Source organism: Acinetobacter sp. AG3, from assembly GCF_022343575.1.
GTDB lineage: Bacteria > Pseudomonadota > Gammaproteobacteria > Pseudomonadales > Moraxellaceae > Acinetobacter > Acinetobacter guillouiae.
On sequence record NZ_JAKQZD010000001.1, the window covers coordinates 4,267,779 to 4,292,928 of the forward strand.

The window sequence follows — 25,150 nt, forward strand, 5'->3', positions numbered from 1 at the left end:
AGCCTTTGAAAAAAGCCTAGTTTTTCAACTAGGCTTTTTTATTTCAATTATTTTGCAAAAAGTTTTGCCAATCAATCGACAAAATTCAAAATATTTGTTAAAAAAAATAGATATATTTGATGTCTAGAAATTGACAAGCGGCTCAATATGCTTTTCATTAAAGCATTAGGAAAAATATTTCAAATTTGTAATTTAAGATAGGTGTTCTATGCCAGGCCAACAGGTCAGCCAATCCAAGCAACAGTTGAATGTAATTATCGACGCGTACTTAAAACCAAGTGATGTCGAGCGAGTACTTGTGGCTTGTGATTATGCTGATATTGCGCATGATGGTATTACACGTAAAAGTGGTGAACCCTATATTTTACATCCGATTGCGGTGAGTTGTATCTTGGCACATATGCGTATGGATGCCGAAACGCTCATGGCAGCCTTATTACACGATGTGATTGAAGATACAGATTTTACCAAAGAAGATATCACTGAAAAATTTGGTAAAACCGTGGCTGAATTGGTTGATGGGGTTACCAAACTCAGTCACTCCAGCGATAAAGAATATAATAAAGCTGCGTCTTTCCGCAAAATTCTTCAAGCCACCTTACAAGACCCCCGTGTCATTATTATCAAACTCGCTGATCGTTATCATAATATGACGACTCTAGGTGCTTTACGGCCAGATAAACGTGCACGCATCGCACAAGAAACTTTTGATATCTTTGTTCCTATGGCACGGCTTGTAGGTATGAACGAGATGGCGGATAACTTAGAACATCTGTGCTATCAAAACCTAGATCTCGATATGTACAATGATGTACAAGAAAATTTACTCAAAACCAAACCTGAGCGCTGTAAATATCAATCGGTTTGGGAACAAAACTTAGCTGAGTTGCTCAATAATTATAATATTCAAGGGCGCATCAAAAAGAAAAACAACAATATTGAACTGTTACGCCACTTTGTAAAAAATGAAATCGACTTACAAGAGCTCACCCATAGCCATGCTTTTGAAATTGTTTTACAAAGCATCGCGGATTGTGATCGCTTGGTGGATGCCTTACGTGAAAATTTCCAAGTCATCGACTATGAAGACCATATCCGTCGCCCATTACCAGGCGGAAATCAGTCTTTAATGATCAAACTCAAAGGTGAACGTACCACGTTGTCCTTAACCATTCAAACCGAGTTGATGCGTAAAGCTGCGCGCTTTGGTGTGGTCCTCGGTGAAAATGCGCCACAAGCTTGTCGCTCTGCGATTCAAGCATCAATGAAGAATTTAGATCTTCTTGTCGGTGGTGAATGTGCAAAAACCACATTTAGTGATCTACTTGATTATTTACATCAAGAAAAGATCTGGGTCTACACCCCACATGGACAGCTACATGAATTACCACAAGGTGCTACAGCCGTTGATTTTGCGTATTCTGCGAGTTTATTTTTAGGCAACCATGCGGTGGGTGCCAAAATTAATGGTGAAATTAAACCACTTTCAACTCCTTTGGTGAGTGGTCAGGTGGTTGAAGTCATTACCGATGTATTGGCAACACCAAACCCAGACTGGTTAAGCTTTATTAATACCCAAAAAGCGCGCCGTGCGATTCAAAATATCTTGCGAGATCAAGATCCAGATGAACAACGCCTAGTGGGGCAACAAGCGCTCAATCGTGCTTTAAAACTGTTTAATCGCTCGACCAAAGACTTATCTGAAGCGGATTGGAAAGATTTATTAGAATGGCGCCATGTACCCGATAAAGACACCTTATTTGAGCAAATTGCAGTAGGTGATCTACTACCACAACTGGTCGCCAACCATTTATTTGCCCATTCTAAAGCCAATGAAGAACACGCTTCAAACCGCCTCATCCAAGGTACAGATGGTGTTGATGTAAAATATGCACACTGTTGTAACCCAGTCTTGGGAGATCCGATTCAAGGACATTTATCCCGTCGTGGTTTAATTGTGCATCGTGCACGCTGTCATAACTTATTGCACGAACAACATTTACATCCTGAAAATATCATGTCTTTACAGTGGACATCGGAAGAAGAAGAAGATGTGAACTTTAATGCTTATTTGAGTATTGATCTTATTTTAACCGATGAACAAATTTCAGAATTGATTTACTTATGTCGTAAAGCAAAAACTGGGGTTGAATCAGTACGCTCTCATGAAGATAAAACCTATGTGAATATCGTGGTGAATAATCGTAAACAAATTGCGCAAATCATTCGCGAATTACGTATGCAATTTGGTTTTCCTCGTATTAGTCGAATGTCTATGCCAGTTTCAATTAATGAAACGCTAAAAGCAAAAGCGTGCTAAATTAAGATCTGTAATGTTTATCGATAATCTTCGATGCACTTTGCATGCCATTCATGCTTTATGATGAAATGATTTGAAATCAAGGAGAAATCAATGTCCCGCCAAGTGATCCATACTGAAAATGCCCCTGCTGCAATTGGTACTTATTCACAAGCCATTTTAGTAGACAACACATTATATCTTTCAGGGCAAATTGGCTTAGATCCATATAGCATGGAATTGGTTGAAGGCATTGAAGCACAAATTCGACGTGTTTTTGATAATTTAAAAGCAGTCTGTGAAGCTGCAGGCGGTTCTTTAGCAGATATTGCAAAGCTCAATATTTTTCTTACCGATTTATCCAACTTTCAATTGGTCAACCAGATCATGGGCGAATACTTTGCTCAACCTTATCCTGCACGTGCAGCATTAGGTGTTGCCTCTTTACCTAAAAATGCATTGGTTGAAATGGATGGTATTGTGATTATTCCTCAATAATAGCAGCCAGAACTAATTATTTGATTTTAAATAATTTAAAAAATAAGATTAAATACTACCGATCAGGTGGTATTTTTTTATTCAAAAAGCCAATAAAGGTTAATGAGATTTCAAATGAATTTCATTGACAAATGATAACAATTATCAATAATATTAGATATCGCATTTAACCTTAGGGTTGAGTTTCATGTACGTTTGTTTATGTCGTGGTATTACAGATCAAGATATCAAAGATGCAATGGCAAATGGTGCAGAGAGCTACCGTGAAGTACGTGAATTATTAGACTTAGGCACGTGCTGTGGTCGCTGTGCTCCTGAAGCAAAAAGCATTATCAATGAAGAGCTATCGCTGATTGCAGCACGTATTTCTGTTGCCGCGTAGTTTTGATTTAAAAAATTCAAACATAAAAATAAGTTCAGATTTATAACGACAATAAATAAGTTTTTTAATGATCCCCAGATCATTCTCCTCCCCCGCTTCGACTCAAAGCGGGTTCGTTTTTTAATCAATCTCTTTTAGCCAAAACGACATCCCTATTGTTTTTGATTGCGATTTTCATTTGCCGTTCCATAAACTACTCGTAACCCTGCAAAAAGTTGATTAATATAGAGCCATATCAAATTACCTTAATCATTAAATTTCAATGACTCAGTTTAAATTCACGTTAAGGTAAAAAATTAGAATGGAGTTTTAACCATATGCAAGGCAATCGAGACGTAATTAATCAGCTCAATCAAGTGCTTTATCATCATTTGACTGCGATTAACCAATACTTTTTACACTCGCGTATGTTTAATGATTGGGGAATCGAGAAACTTGGTTCGGCTGAATACAAAGAATCTATTCGCCAAATGAAGCATGCGGATAAGATCATTGAACGTATTCTTTTCTTGGAAGGTTTACCGAACCTTCAACATTTAGGCAAGCTATACATTGGCCAGCATACAGTTGAAGTTTTAAACTGTGATGTACGCAAAGTAAAAGAAAACATTGATGCATTAAAAACAGCAGTTGCACTCGCTGAAAGCAACTTAGATTATGTGACTCGTGATCTGGTTCAAGAAATTCTTGAGAAAGAGGAAGAGTTTTGGGATTGGACAACCACCCAACTTGATTTAAGCGAAAGTGTTGGTATCGAAAATTATATTCAAAGCCAACTATAATTTTGAAAGATCACAAAAAATCCCCAATTAACTTGGGGATTTTTTATTTCAAATACAAAATACGATAGTCAACTTATCAAAAAGCGCATACACCAAAATATAAGTTTCATTTTGGATCAATGACCTGAATCAAATCACTTGTATTGGTCCATTAAGCATGGTTGAACATATAAAGCTTCACTGCCATACCTTACATTCAAAGTTTAAATAGCTTTGCGTAGGCGATGTCTTACTTTTGAAAGATCAAAAGTAACAAAAATCTTCTTTTAGGCGAGAGGTACGTCCTGTACCCCCGCCCAACGGCGACATCCATGTCGCCCCACGATAGAATAACCATCTATGATTCAACAATGCAAAAAGTAAAAAAGAATTTTATTTCCCTACAGCAGATACAGGTAATAGATCCTGATATGATTTCTCTTGCCCATGCAGTGTCTTCAGAATCCATAACTGATGTTCAGCTTCAACTTTTTTTCCATTAAAAGCCAAAACTTGTGCATATTTCTGAATATCATATGCAGAAGCTAAGTTCGCCACCATACGCCCCATATATTGCAACTGCTGATCCGACATTTTGCTATATGGATTTAGGTCAATCCACCAGACACGTTCTTTAAATTGCGTCAGTAACAAAATATCCTGATTCATCACTGCTTGCTGTGATGCGCTTAACGGTGTTTTCTTATTCACAAATACGCTTTGTTGACGATATAAAATATAGTCTCGATAAATTACCCCCACCAAGACCAAACCAATCACAATAATACTTACTGTAACCGAAGACTTTAAGTTCACTGTAGGCAAACGAGGATATTGTGCTTGGATGATACCCAATAAAAAACCTAAAGGAAGTAAGAAATATGCATAGTGAATTGGGTATTCTAATAAAGCATGAATCAAAATGGCGCAAACCATCAATCCCGCTGCGATTGAAACTGCATCTTTAATGCCTTTATTTAACCAGTACAACCAACATGCGACATAAACAATAATCAATCCACCAATCGGAATACCATTCCAAATCAGCAAATCCAAAATCACATTATGTGCGGTTTTATACCATTCATGTGATGGGTATAAATCAAAAGCGGCGATTTGTGCCATCCCCGTTTGATTCCAGCCATAACCAACCCATGGCTTTTCTAAAATCGCGACTAAGGCTTGATTCCACATATCTAACCGTAGATAGCCTGATGTTGCTCTCTCGACCACTGAATTTGCTTGTACTACATCTTGGGTTGATACAGAGGCAATCCACTGATTCAGCATCGGCAAGCATGTAATCAACGCAATAAACACACCAGACCATGCGAGTAATTTGATAAACCCAAAGCGTTTAGTTTGACCGAATTGCTTGATCGTCAAATAAATCAGTGTGAACAAACACACCACCCAAGCCGTACGAGATTGGGTTAATGCAATGGTCAATAAAAAAATAAAAGTTGATGAGCCAAGTATATAATTTGGCAGTATTTTCTTTTCATAAAAATATAAACATGCAAATACCCCCATACACATAAACGTCGCCAGATTATTCGGCTGGGCAAAGTTTGCATAGGGACGATTGCCATTTAGCAGATTCACCAATGGTCTGAAATATTCGTTTACGCCTAACCACTGGGTCATTGCAATAAAACTTGAAAGCATCGCACCCGTAAAAACCACAAGGCTAAATACTTTAAAGACTTGTTCTCTTTGACCCTTTTCACCTACTGCCAAGTTATAACCAACAATTGGCATCAACCAAAACATCGCAATATAGGCGGTACAAAGCAATGCATTGCTTAAATACAAAATCTCGCCAAAGCCCCATTGAATCAATGGAATTGCCAATACAGGCAATATAAGCAATTGCGGTTTTGGAATTTTTAAATCTTTATTTAGAAAAGCACTAAGTAGCACCAAAGCCGATAGAAAAGTAAGTGCTTCACTACCAAAGGTTGTCCAAGGCATTTTATGAATAGGTAAAAGCCACGCAAGTAAAAGCAATACGGCTGAAAGAAGATAAGGAATGGCTTGCATAGGAAAAGTGAAAAGAAAAACTGAGCCTATTATAAGCGCAGTTCTTTATATCTATATAGTTATTTCCATGCTTAGCATCAACTTTTAAAAGATGATATGTCGACTATTACTCAAGGAGAAAATTCACAGTGCATGAAATCATAATGTTATACATACTGTATAATCAGAAGAATAGAGAGCAATGTGAAAAATATCCCTTAGATATCTTTTCCCATACACTCCATACTTCAATGAACCAATACTTTCTAACAGTATCAATAACAAATAAATAATACATTTGTTTTTAAGTAAGTTTAGTCACTTACTGAAAAAAATATTTTCTTATTTCGAGCAAATGGAAATTAAACTGACATTAATTGTCACTTTTTTACACAAGATTACACATAAAAAATAGATAAAAATAAAAATCTTGTAAAACATTACATTCCTACTAGAATCTAATTGTGTCTGATAGCCATTGATTTTTTTGATATTCAATAGCTACATAAAATTGCTTAATAAAGCTATAAAAATTTTTAAAACATTGGAGAAAAGTTATGAATGCTCAAAAAGGCTTTACGCTTATCGAGTTAATGATTGTTGTTGCTATTATCGGTATTTTAGCTGCGATTGCTATTCCTGCTTACCAAGATTATATTGCACGTTCGCAAATGTCTGAAGCTTTAAGCTTAACATCAGGTTTAAAAACTACTGTAGCTGAAACCTACTCTCAAGATGCCTCTTGTCCAACAAATGGTACAGCTGGTATCGCAGCAGCATCAACAATTAAAGGCAAATATGTTGCTAAAGTTGAGACTGCTGGTACTTCCGCTGCTACAGGCGGTTGTACGATTAAAGCTACAATGGCTTCAACAGGTGTTTCAACAGGAATCCAAGGCTCAACTTTGACACTTGAATTAGTAACGTCAGCTGCAGGCGGTTCTGTTGATTGGAAATGTACTTCTAGTGCAGCTCAAAAATATCTACCAAAAGTTTGTACTGGTGTATAATTTCAATATTTAATCTAAAGAGAGCTTCGGCTCTCTTTTCTTTTAGGGTACATATAGATGATAAAATTAGTTGGTTATTTTGTATTTTGTAACTTATTTTTTATCATTGTAATGTTTTATTTTGGTCTAGGCAGACCGATAGTCAACTTAGATTACTTATTTTTATTAGGATTCTTTTTACCTCCTCCCTCTCAAATTCGTTCTATTTTATTATTTATATCTCTTTTATTTATATATTTAGTCGATTTATTATTACAGGTTTTACAGGTCTTTCCATTTGTACGTCTGACAGATTTATTCTACCTAAGTAGTTTTATTTTTAATGGACCAGTGCAATATCGCACACTATTACTTTTAACTGTAATGGTATTTTTGATAGTTTTTTTTGTAATTCGTGATTATTTTTTGAAAGTTATCAGTATAAGTTTAAATTGATTTTTTTTAATTATTTTCTTAATTATTTTAATATTATTTACTAAACATTTAATTCATCCCTTAGAACAAGATCGACCATATAACCATATAGAACGTGAATGGATAGGTAGCCAACTTTTATTTTTTATTAAATTTAGACAATCGAGTTTTATTCAAGCAATCGGGGGGATATGAAAAAATTGCAACCATCACCCTACGAGAATTCAACGAAACCTTTATTTGAGCAGATTAAGGGACATCACCCTTTACCTAAGAGAATCTTACTTATAGTGAATGAGTCGTGGGGAGAAACCACTAAACCTGAACATCAACAAAAAATACTCGAACCAATTTACCAAAAAATAGATAAACTTGAATTTATTCGACAAGGTTCATTTAATTTTATTGGAGCAACTGTAGCCGGTGAACTTAGAGAACTTTGCAAAAAACAACCAATCAATTTTAATCTTAGAGACTTACCAGTAAATGAATTTAGAAACTGCTTACCCAATCAATTAAAAAATCTTGGTTATAAAACTTCTGCCAATCATGGAGCAATGAGCATATTATATGATCGTTCAAGTTGGTATCCAAAAGCAGGATTCCAGCATTTATATTTTTTTGAACAATTATCAAATTCAGGAAACTGCAAGGCATTTTCTGGACGTTGTGATGTGAAAATTTTTCCTGAGATAAAAAAACAACTCCTATCATCGGATAAAAGTTTTGTATATTGGATGACATTAAATACTCATGCACCATATGATGATACCTTATTTTTAAAAGGATTGGATTGTAGAGCACTAAATGTAAAAGTGGATAGTGAAACTTGCCATAATTATGAGTTGCAATATCAGTTTTTTCAAAGTTTAGCAAAACTCATAGATGACCCAAGCATGCAGGGCTTAGAAGTTTATATAGCAGGTGACCATTCACCACCTATTTTTAATCTTAGTGATAATTTTTTTAGCTTTAAAGGCTCTGATATAGCTTGGGTTAGGTTTAAAGTAAAAAATGCTAAATAATCAATATATTTCTTTTTTTTTAGTCGTTATTTTAAGCTTAATTATTAGTTTACAATATGATCACTTTCTATTAAATTTTATTTTTATTTTTTTACTCATCTCTTGCATTTATTTTAGCAAATTATTTTATTATTTCATTTCATTCCCAATAATACTAATTCTGTTTTTATCAAAAAATACACTATTAAATTATGATGGATTTAATGATGGAATCATTATATCAATATTTGAAACAAATACAATTGAGTCAATTGAATTCATCAAAACTCTTGGATTCAAAAAATCTGCTTTATTCTGCTTTATTCTACTTTATTCTGCAGTTTTACCAAAATTTATTATATTTAATAAAAAAATTATTTTTATATTTTTATTTTTTATCTCTGTATCAATAGCATACACAAACTATTTATATAAAAATGAAAAAATATACTCTACGGATAATTTCTTAAAAACGTTAAGTGACTTTGAATTATCTATTAATGGATTACTAGATTTCTTAAAAAATAAAAATATATATAACTACAGTTATAATATAAAAAACACTAGCAGAACATATACCGTATATGTTTTAATAATAGGTGAAAGTGTTTCGAAAGACTATATGTCTTTATATGGTTATCCTGTAAAAACAACGCCATTTATCGATAGAGTAAATAAAAAATATGTTGAAAACTATGTCTCTGCAGCTGGATACACAACTTTATCAATACATCGAACAATAGCAATTGGTAATAATGATATAATTTCTTTAGCAAAAAAATCTGGATTAAAAACTTACTGGTTATCTAATCAAAATGTGAGCGGCTTTCATGATAGTAGCAATACAAAAATAGCCTTAAATAGTAATTTTATTTATTTTTTAAATAAAGGAAAACCAGATGATGATAGTCACAATGATCATGAGTTATTAAAGTACTTTTATAATGCTTTGAATGATAACTCGAATAAAGATAAATTGATTGTATTACATTTACGAGGATCTCATTATATTTTTAACGAAAGATTATCAATAAATGCAAAGAGGTTTTCATTCCAAGATAAAGAGTTAAGTGATTATTTAGCAACTATTTATCAAACAGATCATTTAATAGAAAATGTGTACAGTAAGTTAAAAAGAGAAAATATAAACTTTAGCATAGTATATTTTTCTGATCATGGGCTTAATCGAAAAACCTTAAAACACGGACAAGATACAAAGGATAATTTTGATATACCGTTTGTAGAAATCTCGAGTGATTTCACTAAAACACACAAACTTGATATTTCACAATCTGCATATAATTTTATGAGTTTTTTTGAGGATTGGATTTGTGTGGAAAGTGATAGACCTCGCAGTGGTAATTTTTATGATGGTGTCCCTCCAAATACCATCAAAGTATATGCTAATGGTCTGAATAAATATACGGATTTGCCAACCCAACCGATAAAAAATGCAGAATAGCTAAATTCCAACACATGCTTTAGGTAAATATTTTTGAGCTATATCTGAAGATGTACACGACCAATTAGATGCTCCTAAATCTGCAGTATAACTAGTCAAAGCGATAATTAGATGTTTACCTTTAAGTCCTGTGGATACCCCTGAACTGTTAAAAGTCAACTCAATAGCACAAATAGAGCCTGTGAAAGTGGTTGTATTGACTGAATTTACAAAATTTCCACCTTTATCGGTTTGAGAAGATAACCCTAATTCTGCTAAATTTGGGCAAGCGCTACTTTGACTATATGTTTGACTAATAGCAATTTTATATTTCGATGATAGAATTAAAGCTTCAGACACCTGTGCTCTTGCAATATAATCCTGATAAGCAGGAATAGCTATAGATGCCAAAATACCGATTATTACCACTACGATCATTAACTCTATCAGTGTAAATCCTTTCTGCATAATGATTTCCAAACATAAATTTTGGGTGATTATTCCAAAAGAATACTGATATGAATTTACTCACCAATAAAATATGGTGAAGCTTTGAAAATAAGATATTTTACATCAATGTTGCTGACAACTTAAGTTAGTATATATTCTAGAACATCATCAAATTTTGTAAACTTAAGAATAAGAAAGTAGAAAATATGACAATTCTTGTTAGTTTTTCTTTTTTATTGTTAATGAGTTAAAATATAAGGCAACCATTAAGTTTATTGGTAATATACTTTTGTATAAAATATAGGAGAAAAATTTAAGGATTTATCAAAACTATGATTTATAATAATTATTAATTTCAAAATCAAAAATACATAAAAAATTGATAACTGCAAACTTACAAAAAGACAACTTTTTTGACAGTAAAGGCATACTTGAGCTATTAAAAAAAGCAAATAAGTTTGTTCAGGGCAGTTTAGTTCTAAAACAAGCAGATGATTTGATAAAAGAAGAGATTAAAAAAATTCAGGAAGATTTTTAATCTTGATTTAAGACAGTAAAATTTATATCAACAGTTAAATGAAATTGATCTCGTATTAAAGAATAAAGAAAGTAAGTGATTTGGGAGAATAGAATTTTTTCTAGGATCGGAGCCTTTTCTCATTTTTTATCATAAAAGTCTATTTTTTGCCTCAACTCAAAATTTTCCAGCAACAGCAGATTACTCTTTTCTAACAATTTTTCATAATTTTCTTTAAGCTGCTCATAATCACTTTTCATAGCTTAAGTTTTACTTTTAGCTTGTTCAATCTGTTGTGCCGTCGAAATTACATTTTGCCCCACTGCCTGAGCAGCTAGCTCAATTGCATCAATTAATGCAGCGTGATTGCTATTCTTAATCGAACCACGCATGTCCAGCTTCCATTGCTACGTTGTCGTTATTAATTGCAGAGCCTTTCGGAAGAATTGCTGGCTTATTGACTTTTAGACGCTCTAAAGCAGTATAATAATCATGAAATGCGCTCATATTTTAAACATCAATATTGATCATTTTAATTTTTGAATAATTTTGTTTAAAGCCATAATGTCACTGCCCATTTGCCCGTACAGTAAACTGGCTTGTACTTGTGTATCACGTCTCATTGTAGTCGCTGAACCGTTTTTACATCTTATCAGCACTGCCAGCATCAAATACTGCATGGGCAAAACCCGGACAACTCGTAATCGCAGTAAATGAAATTTTTTCGCATGAATCAGGGCTAGTACAAGCACCAAAGAGGCTAGGTTTATAAGCAATCTCACCTTTTTTCATGCACTTAATCGTTTCCTCACAATTCGGGAACACCTTCAACAATTGCTCACGGTCTTTTTGCAACTGCAAATAGGTTCCCGCACCACCAAGTAGCTTACTTGAGCTATTAATCACACCTTCATCAAACTACACATAAGAATGCACCAGTAGCTAATATTCTAGCTCTTGAATAAATTCCTTTTGACTATTACTCACTAAAATATTCGGTGCAAATCCCGCATTGTCTCTGTAATACAGAGTCATCGCTTCAGTTATGCAATATCTCCCTTAAATTTTTATAGCAATGCATTTATGGTAATCTTAAGTAGAAGTAAAACTTAATTTAAATGGTTATAAAATATGAAATCATCTATAAAAGCAGTCCATATTGAGCCATCAATCATAATTTTTGATGTATTTAGCACACTCGTAAATATAGAGGAAAACCTACCCCATATAGAAACTTAATGAAATGACTTGAGGAGAATGGGCGAAAACCTAGACCTGATGACGTCAAATATATTATGTCCCACAGTTTAAATTTTACAGAACTTATAACATTACTAGGAGCAAATATTCCAGACCAATTTATCCAAGAGCTTGAGCGTGATTTAGACGAAGAATTACGATCTATTATTCTGTATGAAAATACGCTATCAACCTTGGAAGAATTAAAAAATTAGGGTTTAAATTGGCATTATGCTCAAATTTAGCCATGCCATATGGAAAAGTTGTTTCTTCATTGTTACCTCCTCTTAATGCCTATGCTTGGAGTTATGAAGTTGTAGCAGTTAAACTAGAGTTACAAATTTATCAATATTTAATTGATAAATTAGAATGTCATGCCAAAGATGTTTTGTTTATCGGAGATACACCTTTAGCTGATTATATTGGTCCAAATAAATTTGGTATGTCAGCACATTTAATTGATCGTAAGAATGGTCAAAAGTTAGCAGATGTTTTAGTCGATATCATTCGGTAATTAATTATTTCAAGAATTCACATTAACTCCCCCCTCTTTATCTTTTCTATGTAAGCCTCACATTGAGAAAGCAAACCAAGATTATATTTTAAAGTTGTATCTACTCTAGCTGTTGCAAACACAATACTTTGAATTTCACGCTGCTGAGCAAAAACTTGAATCGCAGGATGTAACTGTTCTGAGCAGCACGCATCATTGCTAAAGTATTTTAACGTCTTAGTTTTGGTAAAATAAATTGCAGCAAACAATCGCCCATCTTTAAAAACAATCGCTGATAAAGTATCTAAACTGGTTCCAGATCAACCTTCATAATACAAAGCCTCATGTATTTTCAGTAAATAGAGCGCTGAGTAGTTTTCGAAATTAGATTGAAATTTTAGATGATCATGCTTTAACAATATTTGAAGTTTTGTTTGGATTTTTTGATTCGAAACAATTTGAGGAGTTGATGAAATATCTAAATATTGAATTAAGTCTAGTTCTTGAGTATGAGTAAAAACAGAGAGAAGAAAAAGTTAATATTTATTCTTTATATCAAATTTATTATTTTTATGTCTATATTGACTTACTTATGGATTGTTCATTTTATATGAACACTTATGGAGTATAAAGCAAGGTAAAACCTTTTTGAGCTTTCATTACATTTCTCCAATGTTTTAAAAATTTTTATAGCTTTTAGAGCAATTTATGTGGCTGTTTTTTTTGTGGAAAAAATCAACAACCAATCGAGACTCTTTGATTTTAGAGAGAATTTAACGCTTTACAAGTTTTTTTTGCCGCTTATATTTTTACGTAATTATACGTAAAAAAGTGACATTTATTGTCACCAAAACCAGATTAATTCACAATGATTGGATTATTAGTTAACTCATTAACATTAGCAACCTGACTATATTGGTTACCGTAAAATAAATTTAAAATTTGACCAATCTCTAAGACACCATTGATGACAGCAGTTCGATAATTTTTATTTTTTAACTCTAAAATCATCACATCGCAAATCTGTTGCCATATTTGTTGGGTTGTTACTTGATGGATACCACGATCTATCACAATTTCGACTGTCTTTTCACACAAGTTTAAATACAGTAACACACCACTATTATACTCAGTATCCCACACGCCCAATTCAGCGAACAATTGTTGTGCTCTTAAACGAGTATTTTGGTGATACGCCTGATGACTTGGAATATGCCCCTCAATCACCACTTGTATTTCGCCGACATGACCTTCTTCGGCTTGCGTCACAGTTTGTGCAATGACTTGTTGATCTTGCTTTGAAAAATAACGTTTCGATGCAGGCATATATAAAACGTGTTTTAACCAACGTTTTAAGCTGGGTTGTACCTGTTCCTGTAACTTCGGTTCAGTCACAATTGCTGTTGTATCTGTTTTTGTTACCATGACCCTGATGCTCCTCCACCGCCAAAACCGCCACCGCCGCCACTATAACCCCCACCACCACCGAAACCACCCCCTCCACTGCTTCCACCACGCCCACCACCAGATAAAAACATTTGGAAAATCAGTTGAGCCAGTGAGGTAATCAACAAAAAGAATATACCAAAACCCAAAACCAGACTCATCACAATCCCTGAACCATAAATAAGACCTGCAGCGGTTGCTGTCACACCCGCAACTGCTGCACTTAAACGATTACCGACAATAAATGATGCAAAGATACCAATCACCAAAATCACCATCGCAGTGGTTAAGGTTCGATCCTTGGCCTCTTGTTCTTGCAATGCTTGAGTTTGCCGCGCTTTTAGCTCATCTGCGGCTTGTTTGGCAATTTCAGGGTCAAGATTTAAAATACGCTCAATCTCATTGACACCTGCCTGTAAGCCCTGAGCATATTGTCCTTGTTTAAAATCGGGTGTAATTTGATTGCGTATAATTCGACTGACCATAATGTCAGGAAGTACACCTTCTAAACCATAACCTGTTGCAATATGAATTTTTTGATCATTAACTGCGACTGCAATCAATAAACCATTGTCTTGTTTTGCTGAACCTAACTTCCATTGCTCAGCAACACGCATTGCGAAATCAAAAATACCTTCTTGCCCCGTGGTTGGGACAATAATAATGCCGATTTGCGATTTGCCTTGGCGATATATATCACGAATTTGTCGTTCTAAATTTTGCTTTTCAGCTGCAGATAAAACCTTAGCTTGATCAACGACAGGCTGATTCAGTGTGGGAATATTTCGAGTAGTTTCACCCTCTGCCATATCATTGGCGACTGGGGGTACGTTTTGTACGGGACTTTGAGGTACTTGTTGTGTAGTTGTCGTTTGGTTTTGAGTATCTGGTGGTTTTGAACCAATCACATTGGGTAAATTGGCATTGGGTACCACTTTGCCCAAAACAATCGCATCTTGTGCCGCTTGCTCATCTGTGGCTGTCGCAGTTTCAGCCCAGACACTCGATTGAACAGAAAGCATCAGTCCCAAAAATACAAATAATATTGTACTCATGTTTTTTATTACTGATTTTTCTCGCCATTCAATCATAGGTCACCTTTTATTTAACAATGAATATTCTTAGCCTATCTTTTTCAGCATGCTTTAAAGACAGTGAAATGAAATCACATCATTAATTAAAATTAACTGTTGGCGCTTTAGATGCACCCGCTTCAGCACTAAAGTTTGGTTTGGCTTTCATACCAATCACTTTAGCGGTCATTGCTTGAGGGAATTGACGTACATAAGTATTGTAATCTTGGACAGATTCTACATAACGTGTACGCGCAGTACTGATACGGTTTTCCGTACCTTCCAATTGAACCTGTAAATCACGGAATTGTTCATTGGCTTTTAAATCTGGATAATTTTCTGTCACCGCTAACAGTCGAGATAATGCACCTGTCATTTGTGATTGTGCTTCTTGATATTTTTTAAACAATTCAGGATCGTTCAATACTTCTTTATCTACTTTTAAACCTGCAACATTGGCACGTGCCTCAGTCACTTCAGTTAAAACTTTTTCTTCATGGGTTGCATAACCTTTGACGACATTGACTAGGTTAGGTACCAAATCTGCGCGACGTTGATATTGGTTTTCAACTTCAGACCATGCTGCATTTACCGACTCATCTTTGGCTTGTAAAGTGTTATAGCCACAACCTGAAAAAGCCAAAGTACTTGCCAATGTAAGTGCAACCAAACCTTTTTTCATTGAATTCATTGCCAATTCCTCAGAGATATTTATTTGTATTTGTTGATATCTCTGCATTCTATACAGTTTAAGGCAAAGTTTTGTTTAATTTCTGCTACCTAGCCAATGATCAAACAATTAGATTTTTGAATGTTTGATAGATATTGACAAAAAATGCCTTAAAGCGAAACCATTTGGATTGTTGAAAATAATCTAAACGTGCTTCAATTAATTTCGGATTGTGATAGCCGATACAGCAGTTCTACCGTATCATCCGTCAAGTTATAATTCAGCATAAAAAAGACATAAAAAAGCCACCCTAAGGTGGCTTCTTATTTCAATTACTTTTATTCTTCGTCTTTTTGCTCAGGTAAATCTTTCACTGCTTCTGCGATTAGACCAAACATATAATTACCATAGGCATTGGTTTTATCATAATGAAAGCGCAAACGCGGTGTTACACGCGTTTTAATACGACGACCTAATTCGTGGCGTAAAAAACCAGATGCTTTGTTTAAAACATCTAACGTTTCTTTATTTGCCGCTTCACTTTGCTCATCGCCAAGTTCACGCCCCATCACGGTAACGTAAACTTCCGCATAACCTAGATCTGGACTAACTTTCACCGCAGAGATGGTCACCAGACCACCTAAGCGTGGATCTTTCAGCTCTTGGCGAATCAGTTCTGACAACTCACGTTGTACTGTATCTGCCATACGCTTAAGACGTTGACTACCCGCCATTAAAGACTCCGTTTAATCAACTGAACATCATACACTTCGATTTTATCAAGTGCTTTGATGTCTTTATAACCTTTCACTGCAAGACCACATTCCATACCGGCACGAACTTCTTCAACCACTTCTTTATAGCGACGAAGAGATTCAAGCTCACCTTGGAATACCACAACATCATCACGTAATACACGGATTGGTTTATTACGATGTAATACACCTTCAAGTACCATACAACCCGCAGCAGCACCAAACTTACTTGAATGGAATACTTCACGAACTTCTGCAACACCCAGAATTGTTTCACGGTGTTCAGGAGCAAGTTTTCCGCTCATTGCTGCTTTCACATCATCAATAAGTTGATAGATGATTGAGTAGTAACGAATGTCGATACCATCTGCATCTGCTTTTTGACGCGCGGTATTGTCTGCACGCACGTTAAAGCCAAGAAGTACCGCTTCTGAAGATTCAGCAAGGGTCACATCAGACTCAGTGATTGCACCCACGCCTGAACCAATGACACGTACTTTAACTTCATCAGTTGCAAGATCAGCAAGTGCAACATGTAGCGCTTCCAAGGTACCACGTACATCAGTTTTAAGAACAACATTTACAATCGGCACATCTTTCTTGCCCATTGATGCCATGATGTTCTCAAGACGCATTGCGCTTTGACGTTCAAGACGTTTTTGACGCTCACGATCCATACGTGCATCGGCAACTTCACGTGCTTTTTTCTCATCATTAACAACAAGAACTTCATCACCTGCCATTGGCGCTTCTGGAAGACCTAAAATTTCAACTGGAATTGAAGGACCTGCAGATTGAATACGTTGACCATTCTCATCGGTCATCGCACGAACACGGCCGTAAGATGCACCAGCAAGAACCAAGTCACCTACTTTCAAGGTACCGTTTTGAACCAGAATAGACGTTACCGCACCACGGCTATTGTCTACACGTGCTTCAATTACAACACCTTGAGCAGCACCTTCTTCAGACGCTTTCAACTCTAACATTTCAGCTTGAATTGAAATCAAATCTAGAAGTTCGTCGATACCTTGACCCGAGTGTGCTGAAACCATTGCAACTGGTACATCACCACCCCATTGTTCAGGCACGATTTCTTTGGTTGTCAATTCATTCAACACGCGATCTGGATCAGCTGATTCTTTATCCATTTTATTGATTGCAACAATAATTGGAGTACCCGCAGCACGCGCATGGTCAATTGCTTCCGCAGTTTGTGGCATTACACCATCATCCGCTGCAACAACAAGTACCACGATATCAGTCGCTTTGGCACCACGTGAACGCATTGCAGTAAATGCAGCATGTCCAGGCGTATCAAGGAAAGTAATAATTCCTTTATCCGTTTTAACGTGATAAGCACCAATATGCTGTGTAATCCCGCCCGCTTCGCCTTGTGCAACTTTGGCACGACGAATACGATCAAGTAACGATGTCTTACCATGGTCAACGTGACCCATGATCGTTACAACTGGCGCACGTGTTGTTTGTGCACCACGCGCTTCTTCTGCTGCTTCAAGTAGGTTATCTTCAGCTTGTGTATCAGATACACGTACTGGGTTGTGACCCATTTCTTCAACAATCAATGCTGCAATTTCTTGCTCAATGGCTTGGTTCTGAGTAACAAGCTCACCCATTTTCATGAGTGATTTAATCACTTCACGAACTTTAACTGCCATTTTTGCTGCAAGATCTGCAACAACAATGGTTTCACCAATTTCAACGTCATAAACTTGCTTTTTGACTGGTTTTTCAAAACCATGTTTATTGGCTTGACTGGTTTTTAAACCACGTTTATGCGGGTTATGGCTGAAAGATTGCTCTTCCTGACCACGACGACCACCTTTTTTAGGAGAACGTGTATTTGCAGTATTGGTACCACGTTTGATTTCACGGTCTTCTTTTGCAAATGAATCTTCATATGCTTGACCAACCAAACCAGCAGCCAACGGTGAATCATCAACGACACGAATCGTTGTCGTTGTTTCATCAGAAGAATACTTAGACGCCATTTGACGCATTTGCTCAAGGGTACGTTGTTGAGCTTCTTCTGCTGACTTACGACGAGCTGCTTCTTCTGTCGCTTTCAGTTGTGCTGCTTGAGCTTCACGTGCACGTTTCTGCTCAGGAGTTTCAATGGTTTTTACGGTTGCTTTGGTAATCGGCTTATTGGTCGATTTACGCTTTACAACAACAGCTGCTTTTGGTGTTTCTTTCGCAGCAGTTTGCTGTTTTGCAGCAGCACGCATTTTTTCTAAATTCGCTTTCGCTGAACTTTCAGTTTTTTCAACTCCACTCACTACAGTATTTTGCTGTACTTTTTGAGTTGACGTCACTTGAGCATTTGCTTGAGCTTTCGCCAAAGCTTCTGCTTTGATTTGTTCAGGGTCTGGCTTAGTAAACGTATGTTTCTTACGAACTTCTACGTTAATTGTCTTCGCTTTACCTGAAGTACTCGCAACTTTAGCTGTACTTGTCGTTTTACGTTTCAACGTGATTTGTCCTGCTTGTCCCGTATCTTGACCATGCGCTTTTTTCAAATGGTTCACGAGAACATCTTGCTGTTCAGTAGAAATTTTATCTTCAGCCTGTTTTTGTGGCAATCCAGCTTCACGCACCTGATCAAGGAGCTTTGCAACAGGAAGTCCTACGCTGACCGCTAACTCTTGAATTGACTTATCCGTCATGTATTACCTCCTAGTTAAACCATGATTCACGTGCTTTCATAATCAATTGACCTGCTTTCTCAGCGCCTAAACCGTCGATATCAGAAATATCATCCGTTGCTTGGTCAGCTAAGTCATCGATTGTTACCACACCACGTGCCGCTAAAGCATGCGCAATTTCAGAAGTCATTCCTTCCATCGCAACAAGTTCTGGACTTGGGTCCTGAATATCTTCTTGTTGCTTTAACGCATCAGCTAAAGCTGCTTCTTTTGCACGACTTTGTAGCAATTCAACTGTATCTGCATCTAATTCGATTTCATCGAAAGTTTCCGCAGGTACATAAGCGATTTCCTCAAGTGAGGTAAAGCCCATTTCTACTAAAGCCATTGCAAGATCTTCTTCAATATCAAGACGTGTTACAAACATGTCTAAATACTGTTGAGCTTCATTTTGTTGACGAGCACGGTACTCATCTTCAAGCATCATATCTAATTTATAGCCCGTAAGCTCTGATGCTAAACGGACGTTTTGACCTTGTGAACCAATTGCTCGCGCAAGTTGATCGCTGGTTGCAAAAATAATGTCAGCTGTACGCGCATCTTCATCAATCACAATCCCAGATACATCCGCAGGCTCTAAAGCACTGGCGATATATTGAGCAGGATCATCAGACCACACCACAACATCAATACGTTCACCATTTAACTCAGACTGTACCGCTTGGATACGTGTACCACGCATACCAATACATGCACCGACTGGATCAATACGATGATCGTTGGTTTTAACCGCAATTTTTGCACGTACACCTGGTTGACGCGCTGCTGCTTTAATTTCAATGATTTCTTCAGAAATTTCAGGAATTTCTTTTTTCATTAATGCAATCAGCATTTCAGGTTTAGCACGTGACAACAAGAGCTGTGCACCACGACCTTCACGGTTCACATTGTAAAGAATTGCATTCATACGCTGTTTAGGGCGCAGAATTTCTTTAGGAATCATTTCTTCACGCGCTAAATACGCTTCTGCATTATCACCCAAGTCAATGATGAAGCCATCTTTGGTTTGTTTTTTCACTTCACCATAGATCAATTCACCGACTTTAGCTTCATAAGCATCCGCCACTAAAGCACGTTCAGCTTCGCGAATTTTTTGCACAATGACTTGTTTAGCAATCTGCGCGGCAATACGACCAAAATCAATTGATGGTACTTCTAACTCACGGATATCACCAATTGACCATTGAGCAGGATCAACATCAGAAATCGCATCTTGACATGCTGGCATTTCATGATCTTCATCAGCAACAACTTCCCATTGACGGAAAGTGCTGTAATCACCTGTTTTACGGTCAATTTCTACACGTAACTGAGCTTCTTCCGAATTCGTTCCTTCGTAGAATTTCTTTTTCGTCGCTGCAACTAAAGCCTGTTCAAGCGCTTCAAAAATTGCTTCACGACTTACACCTTTCTCATTACTAACCGTTTCAACGACGGTGAGAATTTCACGAGCCATAAGTCACCTATTTATTCAGATTTCTATTTCTGGATTAATCCTGAAAGATCAAATTCGCTTTGTCTATATTGTTGCTATCGATCTCAAGTACTTGCTGGTTTTCAACTTCGACTTGAATGAATTCATTTTCTAAATCTACAGCAATTAATTTTGCTTGGAATTTACGGCGATTTTCAACTGCAGCAATCAAACGCAATGCAACTTGTTGTCCGATGTATTTTTCTAACTGTGCCAACTGGAAGAATGGCCGATCCCAACCTGGTGATGATACTTCTAAAGCATATTCACCTGAAATTGGATCATGTACATCTAATATTGCACCGACTTGCTGAGTCACACGTACACAATCTTGTACGCCAATACCACGACCCAATTCTGCTTCACCATCTTCATTGATTGTTGGTTCAGCATTTTCCACAACGTCTTTGTCGATATAAATACGCAATAAAGAACGCTTACCTTGAGGAATAAATTCGATTCCCCAAAGTTCTACATCACAAGCTTGCACTGCAGGAGTGATTAAATCTTGAAGTGCTTGAGTTTTATTTGATAGCTTCATTTACTCTCGTCATATTTGTGCGATTCAATCGCTCATCGGACTAATTCAAACTTACTATAGTGAAGCATGTCTTTTTGACCAATTGATGTCCACACTACACGATAGCCAATAAAAAAGGGCGTAATCGCCCCTATTATCGCACAGTAAACCGAAGTTCACTATGCAAAAAAGACCCACCTATCTGTGAGCCCTTTTAGAAACTTGGTAGCGGGAGCTGGATTTGAACCAACGACCTTCGGGTTATGAGCCCGACGAGCTACCAGACTGCTCCATCCCGCATCAGCGTTGCAAAATTATACACAAGAAATTTATTTTTTTCAATCTATCATTAACCGATACATTGTATTTCTTGCTTGATTAAGTTGCACCTTAATCAAAATGGTAGCGGGAGCTGGATTTGAACCAACGACCTTCGGGTTATGAGCCCGACGAGCTACCAGACTGCTCCATCCCGCAACAACACTGCAAATTCACACATCATCTCAATTTTTCAACTTAGATGACCTTTAATTAAGTTGCATCTTAATTAAATTGGTAGCGGGAGCTGGATTTGAACCAACGACCTTCGGGTTATGAGCCCGACGAGCTACCAGACTGCTCCATCCCGCATCAATGTTTTTTCAGCTGCTAACACCAACAATCTGGTTCATTGTTGGTGCGGAAGGGGGGACTTGAACCCCCACGCCCGAAAGCACTACCACCTCAAGGTAGCGTGTCTACCAATTCCACCACCACCGCAGCTGTGACGCATTCTAGTCGCATCATTCAGAAAAAGAAAGAACTAAATGGCATTATTCGCCAGTTTTTGGTGCAGTTGGTGAAGTTTCACCCGTATTGGCTGGTGCAGCTGGTGCCGTTTGAGAGCTGGTCTGTACAGATTTTAAACCATACGCATCTGAAGTTTGTTTTTTAGCAAACACCGCCAAACTTAAACTGGTGATAAAAAACAAAGCCGTGAGAATCGCAGTTAAACGAGTTAAAAAGCTTGCAGAACCTGAAGCACCAAATACTGTTGCAGCACCACCGCCACCAAATGATGCACCTGCATCTGCACCCTTACCATGTTGAACGAGGATAAGCCCGATCATCAAAACGGCCAAGATGATATGTACAACCAGCACAAATGTATGCATGCTGAACTCCTATTCTTCTGTTTTAGCAAATGCTTGAGCAATTTTATAAAATGACTCAGCATTAAGTGATGCACCACCAACCAGCGCACCGTTGATATCTGGACAAGCAGCTAACTCTACTGCATTTTCAGGTTTGACACTACCGCCATACAAAATCGCTGTATGTTGAGCTTGGGCCGTAATTTGAGTTAAACCTTCGCGAATTTTTGCATGCATTGCCTGAGCATCTTGTGGAGAAGCTGTTTTACCTGTTCCAATCGCCCAAATCGGTTCATAGGCAATCACAATATTGTGCCATTGCTCTGCTTTTACAACCGCTGCGAGATCACAAATTTGTTGTAAGACCACTTGCTCTGCCTGCCCTGCTTCACGTTGTTCTAAGCTTTCACCTACACAATAAATCACTTGAAGCCCAGCATTTAAAGCATTTGATAATTTCGCTTTAATTTTTGTAACATCATCGCCAAAAATTTCTCGACGTTCTGAGTGCCCAATCAACACATAATCAATCTGGCTGTCTTTGAGTAGTTCAGCACTCACTTCGCCGGTATAAGCGCCTGTGCCTGCCATTTGAGAAAGATCTTGTGCGACAACTTTGACTGGTGAATCTGCATCTTTAAGTAATTTTTGCACAGACAGTAATGCAATAGAAATAGGCGCAACACCAATATGACATTGTTGTTCTGTAATCGGTGATTGTTGTAAATACTGATTTAAATCTTGAATGAGCTGTTGCGAATTCGCTTGCATTGGGTTCATTTTCCAATTGCCGACAACCCAAGGAGTAATAGTCGAACCCGACATACATCTAACCTTTTATCGAAAATGTGCACATTCTACACGGAATTTATATTTTTAAAGTATTTTTTCTTTATCAATTCAGTCATCTCATTTAAAGTTATACTTTAATATAAAGCAAAGAAACATAAATTATTTCAAAGATAATGCTAAAAAGCCTGATTGGCTCAAGTTATTTTCAAATATGTTTCTATAAAAAATACGTTTAATTCTAGATATTTCTAAGGATCATCGTATAATTTTCGTATTCCAATTATAAAATGAAATTTAATGTGTTTTGGGGATGTCTATGCAAAATGGTTCACCTAAGTTCTCGGGGTATATCCGTCGCTTAGTCGACGAAGGTTTTTTATCTGCCCAGCAAATGAAAGATGCGCTGAGTAACGCTCAAAAAAATAAAGTGAGTATTGTTGCTTATCTTAGTGAGAAATTAAATATATCGCCACTGATCATTGCTGAAATGATCTCCCAAGAATTTGGAGAACCTATTTTTGATCTGGACAGCTTTAATCCTGACATGCTGCCCAAGGAGCTTATTGATTCAAATTTAGTTAGCAAACATAAAGTGATTCCATTGCTGCAACGTGGCAATATTTTATATGTCGCCACCAGTGACCCAACCAATATAGAAGCGCTGGATGCCATTCGTTTTAACTGCGGTCTGAATATTGAACCGATTATTGTTGAACATCATAAATTAGAAAAATATTTAGAAAAGCACTTTACAGTAGAAGAAAGCTTTAATTTTGGTGATGAAGATTTTGACGTTGATATTATTGCAACTGATGATAACGAACCAACAAATATTGATGAAGATACTGCTGAAGATGAAGCACCTATTGTTAAATATATCAATAAACTCTTGGTCGATGCGATTCGTATGGGAGCATCAGATTTACACTTTGAACCTTATGAAAAAAGTTATCGGGTGCGTTATCGTGTAGATGGTGTACTGAGAACCATTACCAATCCCCCCTTACAATTAGCAAGTCGTTTGGCCTCGCGCTTAAAAGTGATGTCCCGAATGGATATTTCAGAAAAACGTGTTCCACAGGATGGTCGTATTAAGTTAAAACTCTCAAAAACCAAAGCTATTGATTTTCGTGTGAACTCACTACCGACATTATTTGGCGAAAAATTGGTACTGCGTATTCTTGATCCTTCCAGTGCGATGTTGGGTATTGATGCACTAGGTTATGAAGAAAAACAAAAAGCATTATTTATGGAGGCCTTAGAAAAACCTCAAGGCATGTTATTGATTACAGGACCCACAGGTTCAGGTAAAACCGTTTCCCTCTATACTGGTTTAAATATCCTGAATACAGAAAGTTCAAATATCTCCACCGCTGAAGATCCCGTTGAAATTAACTTGGAAGGGATTAATCAGGTCAATGTTAATCTTAAAGCAGGTCTCAGTTTTTCGGTCGCCTTGAAATCATTCTTGCGTCAAGATCCTGACATTATCATGGTCGGTGAGATTCGAGACCTCGAAACTGCTGAAATTGCGATCAAGGCTGCTCAAACGGGTCATATGGTGATGTCTACCCTACATACCAACAGTGCACCTGAAACATTAACCCGTTTACGTAATATGGGTGTACCTTCATTTAATATTGCCACCTCAGTCAATCTTGTGATTGCACAACGATTGGCAAGACGTTTATGTAATCATTGTAAAGCACCCGTTGAAATCCCTAGGCAGAGTCTGTTAGAAATGGGCTTTACCGAACAAGACTTAAGCAATCCTGACTTACAAATTTTTCAACCTGTGGGCTGTAGTGAATGCCGTGAAGGCTATAAAGGTCGTGTCGGGATCTACGAAGTAATGAAAGTAACACCTGAAATTTCTAAAATTATCATGGAAGATGGCAATGCACTTCAAATTGCAGCGGCATCGGAGAAATTGGGGTTTGATAATCTAAGACGTTCAGGTCTAATTAAAGTCATCAATGGCTTAACTTCTTTACAAGAAATTAACCGTGTGACCAGCGAATAAATATAATC

General features: G+C 36.8%; 20 protein-coding genes, 4 tRNA genes and 3 pseudogenes. 9 read left to right on the top strand and 18 right to left on the bottom strand.

Going from position 1 to position 25,150, the window contains the following annotated elements; translation table 11 throughout:
* Window positions 1-208: 208 nt before the first annotated feature.
* From L3V46_RS19915 to bfr, 4 genes are all read left to right on the top strand, one after another.
* Window positions 209-2,320 (top strand): HD domain-containing protein, encoded by a 2,112-nt coding sequence (locus L3V46_RS19915; RefSeq protein ID WP_056516659.1) that lies wholly within the window; start codon window positions 209-211, stop codon window positions 2,318-2,320.
* Window positions 2,321-2,413: 93 nt separating this feature from the next.
* Window positions 2,414-2,797 carry a RidA family protein gene (locus L3V46_RS19920; RefSeq protein WP_004718306.1) on the top strand — a complete coding sequence of 128 codons (384 nt, stop codon included), beginning with the start codon at window positions 2,414-2,416 and terminating at the stop codon, window positions 2,795-2,797.
* A 187-nt stretch (window positions 2,798-2,984) separates the two neighbouring features.
* Window positions 2,985-3,179 carry a bacterioferritin-associated ferredoxin gene (locus L3V46_RS19925; RefSeq protein ID WP_004718308.1) on the top strand — a complete coding sequence of 65 codons (195 nt, stop codon included), beginning with the start codon at window positions 2,985-2,987 and terminating at the stop codon, window positions 3,177-3,179.
* 317 nt (window positions 3,180-3,496) lie between these two features.
* Window positions 3,497-3,961: a bacterioferritin gene (gene bfr / locus L3V46_RS19930; RefSeq protein WP_004818630.1), complete on the top strand. Its 465-nt coding sequence runs from the start codon at window positions 3,497-3,499 to the stop codon at window positions 3,959-3,961.
* Between the two features lie 372 nt (window positions 3,962-4,333).
* Here the strand turns inward: bfr and L3V46_RS19935 are convergent, their stop codons facing one another.
* The gene (locus tag L3V46_RS19935) at window positions 4,334-5,983 is read right to left on the bottom strand and encodes an O-antigen ligase family protein (protein ID WP_239046585.1); all 1,650 of its coding nucleotides are present in this window, start codon (window positions 5,981-5,983) and stop codon (window positions 4,334-4,336) included.
* 536 nt (window positions 5,984-6,519) lie between these two features.
* On the opposite strand from L3V46_RS19935, the gene L3V46_RS19940 reads away from it, so the two are divergent.
* The 3 genes from L3V46_RS19940 (at window position 6,520) to L3V46_RS19950 (ending at window position 9,852) form a co-directional block, all read left to right on the top strand.
* Window positions 6,520-6,972, top strand: coding sequence for a pilin (locus L3V46_RS19940; RefSeq protein WP_239046586.1), 453 nt, complete (start codon window positions 6,520-6,522; stop codon window positions 6,970-6,972).
* A gap of 605 nt (window positions 6,973-7,577) precedes the next feature.
* Complete coding sequence (locus L3V46_RS19945) at window positions 7,578-8,411, top strand: sulfatase-like hydrolase/transferase (RefSeq protein WP_239046587.1); 834 nt, start codon at window positions 7,578-7,580, stop codon at window positions 8,409-8,411.
* Complete coding sequence (locus tag L3V46_RS19950; RefSeq protein WP_239046588.1) at window positions 8,401-9,852, top strand: phosphoethanolamine transferase; 1,452 nt, start codon at window positions 8,401-8,403, stop codon at window positions 9,850-9,852. Before L3V46_RS19945 ends, L3V46_RS19950 begins: the two co-directional genes overlap by 11 nt.
* Here the strand turns inward: L3V46_RS19950 and L3V46_RS19955 are convergent, their stop codons facing one another.
* The 3 genes and pseudogenes from L3V46_RS19955 to L3V46_RS19965 form a co-directional block, all read right to left on the bottom strand.
* Window positions 9,853-10,299: a pilin gene (locus L3V46_RS19955; RefSeq protein ID WP_275424527.1), complete on the bottom strand. Its 447-nt coding sequence runs from the start codon at window positions 10,297-10,299 to the stop codon at window positions 9,853-9,855.
* A gap of 639 nt (window positions 10,300-10,938) precedes the next feature.
* A pseudogene (locus L3V46_RS19960) lies at window positions 10,939-11,305 on the bottom strand (hypothetical protein).
* Window positions 11,306-11,440: 135 nt separating this feature from the next.
* Window positions 11,441-11,704, bottom strand: a complete 264-nt coding sequence (locus tag L3V46_RS19965; protein WP_239046589.1) for a hypothetical protein — start codon at window positions 11,702-11,704, stop codon at window positions 11,441-11,443.
* Between the two features lie 225 nt (window positions 11,705-11,929).
* On the opposite strand from L3V46_RS19965, the pseudogene L3V46_RS19970 reads away from it, so the two are divergent.
* Window positions 11,930-12,551 (top strand): annotated as a pseudogene (locus tag L3V46_RS19970) (HAD family hydrolase).
* 17 nt (window positions 12,552-12,568) lie between these two features.
* On the opposite strand, the pseudogene L3V46_RS19975 reads toward L3V46_RS19970, so the two are convergent.
* The 14 genes and pseudogenes from L3V46_RS19975 to tpiA all read right to left on the bottom strand — a co-directional run bounded on the left by L3V46_RS19975 (window position 12,569) and on the right by tpiA (window position 23,152).
* Window positions 12,569-13,084: pseudogene (locus tag L3V46_RS19975) on the bottom strand (hypothetical protein).
* Between the two features lie 304 nt (window positions 13,085-13,388).
* The gene (locus tag L3V46_RS19980; protein WP_239046590.1) at window positions 13,389-13,955 is read right to left on the bottom strand and encodes a TPM domain-containing protein; all 567 of its coding nucleotides are present in this window, start codon (window positions 13,953-13,955) and stop codon (window positions 13,389-13,391) included.
* A complete protein-coding gene (locus L3V46_RS19985; RefSeq protein WP_239046591.1) occupies window positions 13,949-15,067 on the bottom strand; it encodes a TPM domain-containing protein in 1,119 nt (372 codons plus the stop codon). The genes L3V46_RS19980 and L3V46_RS19985 overlap by 7 nt, the downstream gene beginning before the upstream one ends.
* Window positions 15,068-15,149: 82 nt before the next feature.
* The gene (locus tag L3V46_RS19990; RefSeq protein WP_004718326.1) at window positions 15,150-15,740 is read right to left on the bottom strand and encodes a LemA family protein; all 591 of its coding nucleotides are present in this window, start codon (window positions 15,738-15,740) and stop codon (window positions 15,150-15,152) included.
* Between the two features lie 317 nt (window positions 15,741-16,057).
* Window positions 16,058-16,453 carry a ribosome-binding factor A gene (locus L3V46_RS19995; RefSeq protein ID WP_004718330.1) on the bottom strand — a complete coding sequence of 132 codons (396 nt, stop codon included), beginning with the start codon at window positions 16,451-16,453 and terminating at the stop codon, window positions 16,058-16,060.
* The gene (gene infB / locus L3V46_RS20000; protein WP_004718332.1) at window positions 16,453-19,161 is read right to left on the bottom strand and encodes a translation initiation factor IF-2; all 2,709 of its coding nucleotides are present in this window, start codon (window positions 19,159-19,161) and stop codon (window positions 16,453-16,455) included. Before infB ends, L3V46_RS19995 begins: the two co-directional genes overlap by 1 nt.
* Before the next feature lie 10 nt (window positions 19,162-19,171).
* Window positions 19,172-20,656, bottom strand: a complete 1,485-nt coding sequence (nusA, locus tag L3V46_RS20005) for a transcription termination factor NusA (protein ID WP_004718337.1) — start codon at window positions 20,654-20,656, stop codon at window positions 19,172-19,174.
* A 34-nt stretch (window positions 20,657-20,690) separates the two neighbouring features.
* The gene (rimP, locus tag L3V46_RS20010; RefSeq protein WP_004818614.1) at window positions 20,691-21,215 is read right to left on the bottom strand and encodes a ribosome maturation factor RimP; all 525 of its coding nucleotides are present in this window, start codon (window positions 21,213-21,215) and stop codon (window positions 20,691-20,693) included.
* A gap of 202 nt (window positions 21,216-21,417) precedes the next feature.
* Window positions 21,418-21,494: transfer RNA gene (locus tag L3V46_RS20015), tRNA-Met, on the bottom strand.
* Between the two features lie 100 nt (window positions 21,495-21,594).
* Window positions 21,595-21,671 (bottom strand) — tRNA-Met (locus L3V46_RS20020).
* 76 nt (window positions 21,672-21,747) lie between these two features.
* Window positions 21,748-21,824: transfer RNA gene (locus tag L3V46_RS20025), tRNA-Met, on the bottom strand.
* Between the two features lie 44 nt (window positions 21,825-21,868).
* Window positions 21,869-21,953, bottom strand: a tRNA-Leu gene (locus tag L3V46_RS20030).
* A 53-nt stretch (window positions 21,954-22,006) separates the two neighbouring features.
* Entirely contained in the window at window positions 22,007-22,348 is a 342-nt protein-coding gene (gene secG / locus L3V46_RS20035) for a preprotein translocase subunit SecG (protein WP_034613616.1), read from the bottom strand.
* A 9-nt stretch (window positions 22,349-22,357) separates the two neighbouring features.
* Window positions 22,358-23,152 (bottom strand): triose-phosphate isomerase, encoded by a 795-nt coding sequence (gene tpiA, locus L3V46_RS20040; protein WP_151802276.1) that lies wholly within the window; start codon window positions 23,150-23,152, stop codon window positions 22,358-22,360.
* Between the two features lie 277 nt (window positions 23,153-23,429).
* On the opposite strand from tpiA, the gene pilB reads away from it, so the two are divergent.
* Entirely contained in the window at window positions 23,430-25,142 is a 1,713-nt protein-coding gene (pilB, locus tag L3V46_RS20045) for a type IV-A pilus assembly ATPase PilB (RefSeq protein WP_239046592.1), read from the top strand.
* Window positions 25,143-25,150 lie beyond the last annotated feature (8 nt).

Bases quoted from the DNA above. Each gene is read 5' to 3' on its own strand.
- L3V46_RS19915 (WP_056516659.1), top strand. From the start codon at position 209: ATGCCAGGCCAACAGGTCAGCCAATCCAAGCAACAGTTGAATGTAATT.
- L3V46_RS19920 (WP_004718306.1), top strand. From the start codon at position 2,414: ATGTCCCGCCAAGTGATCCATACTGAAAATGCCCCTGCTGCAATTGGT.
- L3V46_RS19925 (WP_004718308.1), top strand. From the start codon at position 2,985: ATGTACGTTTGTTTATGTCGTGGTATTACAGATCAAGATATCAAAGAT.
- bfr (WP_004818630.1), top strand. From the start codon at position 3,497: ATGCAAGGCAATCGAGACGTAATTAATCAGCTCAATCAAGTGCTTTAT.
- L3V46_RS19935 (WP_239046585.1), bottom strand. From the start codon at position 5,983: ATGCAAGCCATTCCTTATCTTCTTTCAGCCGTATTGCTTTTACTTGCG.
- L3V46_RS19940 (WP_239046586.1), top strand. From the start codon at position 6,520: ATGAATGCTCAAAAAGGCTTTACGCTTATCGAGTTAATGATTGTTGTT.
- L3V46_RS19945 (WP_239046587.1), top strand. From the start codon at position 7,578: ATGAAAAAATTGCAACCATCACCCTACGAGAATTCAACGAAACCTTTA.
- L3V46_RS19950 (WP_239046588.1), top strand. From the start codon at position 8,401: ATGCTAAATAATCAATATATTTCTTTTTTTTTAGTCGTTATTTTAAGC.
- L3V46_RS19955 (WP_275424527.1), bottom strand. From the start codon at position 10,299: ATGCAGAAAGGATTTACACTGATAGAGTTAATGATCGTAGTGGTAATA.
- L3V46_RS19980 (WP_239046590.1), bottom strand. From the start codon at position 13,955: ATGGTAACAAAAACAGATACAACAGCAATTGTGACTGAACCGAAGTTA.
- L3V46_RS19985 (WP_239046591.1), bottom strand. From the start codon at position 15,067: ATGATTGAATGGCGAGAAAAATCAGTAATAAAAAACATGAGTACAATA.
- L3V46_RS19990 (WP_004718326.1), bottom strand. From the start codon at position 15,740: ATGAATTCAATGAAAAAAGGTTTGGTTGCACTTACATTGGCAAGTACT.
- L3V46_RS19995 (WP_004718330.1), bottom strand. From the start codon at position 16,453: ATGGCGGGTAGTCAACGTCTTAAGCGTATGGCAGATACAGTACAACGT.
- infB (WP_004718332.1), bottom strand. From the start codon at position 19,161: ATGACGGATAAGTCAATTCAAGAGTTAGCGGTCAGCGTAGGACTTCCT.
- nusA (WP_004718337.1), bottom strand. From the start codon at position 20,656: ATGGCTCGTGAAATTCTCACCGTCGTTGAAACGGTTAGTAATGAGAAA.
- rimP (WP_004818614.1), bottom strand. From the start codon at position 21,215: ATGAAGCTATCAAATAAAACTCAAGCACTTCAAGATTTAATCACTCCT.
- secG (WP_034613616.1), bottom strand. From the start codon at position 22,348: ATGCATACATTTGTGCTGGTTGTACATATCATCTTGGCCGTTTTGATG.
- tpiA (WP_151802276.1), bottom strand. From the start codon at position 23,152: ATGTCGGGTTCGACTATTACTCCTTGGGTTGTCGGCAATTGGAAAATG.
- pilB (WP_239046592.1), top strand. From the start codon at position 23,430: ATGTCTATGCAAAATGGTTCACCTAAGTTCTCGGGGTATATCCGTCGC.